Source organism: Arthrobacter sp. HMWF013 (assembly GCF_003061105.1).
Taxonomy (GTDB): domain Bacteria; phylum Actinomycetota; class Actinomycetes; order Actinomycetales; family Micrococcaceae; genus Arthrobacter.
In genome coordinates this window covers 1-2,369 of sequence record NZ_QAIQ01000322.1, presented here as the reverse complement: position 1 = coordinate 2,369, position 2,369 = coordinate 1, and the positions used below count along the sequence as shown (strand labels likewise).

At 65.4% G+C, this 2,369-nt stretch carries 3 protein-coding genes; all 3 read left to right on the top strand.

Translation table 11 applies throughout. The features are described 5' to 3' along the window. Positions 1 to 323, top strand: a 323-nt coding sequence (locus DBR22_RS12155) for a DHHA1 domain-containing protein (protein WP_258229170.1), incomplete at its 5' end; no start/stop codon positions are given. Between the two features lie 7 nt (positions 324 to 330). Next, a complete protein-coding gene (gene ruvX / locus DBR22_RS12150; protein WP_108599225.1) occupies positions 331 to 942 on the top strand; it encodes a Holliday junction resolvase RuvX in 612 nt (203 codons plus the stop codon). Continuing rightward, positions 926 to 2,369: endolytic transglycosylase MltG (locus DBR22_RS24495; protein ID WP_308810209.1), on the top strand; the 1,444-nt coding region annotated here is incomplete at its 3' end. The genes ruvX and DBR22_RS24495, both read left to right, overlap by 17 nt.

The window sequence follows — 2,369 nt, the reverse complement described above, 5'->3', positions numbered from 1 at the left end:
AGGTCATCGCGCACGACGCAGGGCAGATCGGCGGCGCCGATGACGTCCGCAACCTCGCCCTGGACCTGCGGAACCGGCTCGGTTCACAGGCGTCCACGGTGGCCGTGGCAGGTGTCAGCAACGACCGGCCCATGATCCTGGTGGCCACCAACGAGGCCGCACGGGAGGCCGGGGTCAAGGCCGGCGCCCTGGTCCGCCTTGCCGCGGGAATCCTCGGCGGCGGTGGCGGCGGAAAAGACGACGTTGCCCAGGGCGGTGGCACGGACGCCAGCAAGGTCGCACCGGCGCTGGCCGCCGTTGTGGACGCAATTTCCGGGCGATAAGGATCCAGTGACACAAGCACATTCAGCCGGCGGCTACCCCCAGGGAATCAAACTGGGGGTAGACGTGGGCACGGTCAGGGTAGGTGTGGCGGTCTGCGACCGCGAAGCCATCCTGGCCACGCCGTACAAGACCCTGGACCGGAACGCCAAGAAAAACTCCGATGTCCGGATCATCGCCTCGCTCGCGGAGGAACTCGGCGCCGTTCAGGTCATTGTCGGGCTGCCACGGACCATGAAGGGCGAGGAACACGCGTCCGCCCGCATGGCAACCGACTACGCGGAACTGCTGGTGGCAGCGCTTGCCGGCCGCGGCATTGACGTTCCCGTGAACCTGGTGGACGAGCGCCTCAGCAGCGTTACCGCCCACCGGAACCTTCACGAAGCTGGCATGAGCAGCCGGGACCACCGTAAAGTGGTGGATCAGGTTGCGGCTGCAGGTATTCTCCAGCACGCCATCGACATGCAAAAAGCCAGGGGAGCGGACATTGGCACCCGCGTGGGCGCACCGCCCGAACACCGGCCTTCCGGAGCCGTTTCGGCAGCCGAGCGCTCCGAATCCCGCCCGGAAGACCAGTCTCGATCTCAGAACACGGAAGGCTACAGTGAGCCCGTCCTATAACGGCGACGCCTCAGACACCATGGGTAACGATGGTGCCAGGCCGCTGACCCGCAAGGAACTCCGCGAACAGGAAAAGGCGTTGCGGACTGAAAGCAGCGACGTCGTCCCCGAGCAGGCCTACGAAACCGGGCACGATGACCCGGAAGCAATGGACTCACACAAGGCCGTGCCCACCGGCTATTCCGGGTTTCCAGCGAGCCCCGAACGGACGCCCGCTCCTGTTGCCGCGCCCGCTCCTGTTGCCGCGCCCGCCCCTGAGGCGGCTCCCGCCCCTGCGGGGGCTCCCGCTCCAGAAGCCGGGCCCGCTATTCCGGCCGCTCCTAGATCCGCGCCAACCATCGAGCACGTGCAGCCAGCGCCGCAGGAAACAGCGGACGCGCACGGCGGCGAAGCGTGGCCCGAAGAGCATGGTGCCCATGGGGACTACGATCCCCATGCCGGCTACGAAACCCACGAGGACCACGATCCGCATGCCGGCTACGAGGCCGCTGACGGCCATTACTACGACGATGCCCATGACGCGTACCATCCGGAGGTCCACCATGAGGCCGGCCTCATCGGTGGCGCAGCAGGGGCAACCGTAGTGCCCGGACCGTCCAAGAAGGTCCGACGCCGGCGCCGCCTCCTCGCCCTCTTCCTGACACTTGCCGTTTTTGTCACAGCAGTGGCAGTCGGCGCACAGTTCCTCAAGCCGTTGCTGGGCAACGACAAGCCCGCGGATTACCCCGGGCCCGGCACCGGCGAAGTCACCGTGTCGGTGACGCCGGGGGAAGGCACCGGATCAATGGCCGCGAAACTGGAAAACGAGAAAGTGGTTGCGAACGCTGACACCTTCCTGCAGGCCTTCGCCGCGTCAGGCGGAGTTCTGTCGCCGGGGGACTACACCTTCAAAATGGAGATGAAAAACGCCGACGCCGTCAACGTCCTTCTCGGGACAGACAAGAGCAAGGTGATCTACTTCGCCCTGAGCGCCGGACTAAGAATCGGCGAATCGCTGCAGGCAATCTCCGAAGGTTCGGGTGTGTCGCTGCAGCAGCTTAAGGAATTCAGCGATTCGCCGTCGCAGTTCGGGCTCCCGGCCAATGCCAAGAACCTCGAAGGCTTCCTTGCCCCGGGGGAGTACCGGTTCCCGCTGGGCACGCCTGCCAAGGAGATTCTGCAGAGCCTGGTCAAGGTCACTGTTGATGAACTCGTTGCACAGGGCATCACCGACCCCGCCAAGCAGTACGAGGCCGTAATCGTGGCCAGCATCGTGCAGGCCGAAGGCGGCCAGGCCGAGTACGGGGACGTCGCCGGGGCCATCTACAACCGGCTCAAGCCCAATGACCAGACCAACGGTTACCTTCAGGTCGACTCAGCAGTGACGTACGGCCTCGGAACGAAGAGCTTCAACTTCACGGACGAAGAGCGCCAGGACAAGTCCAACC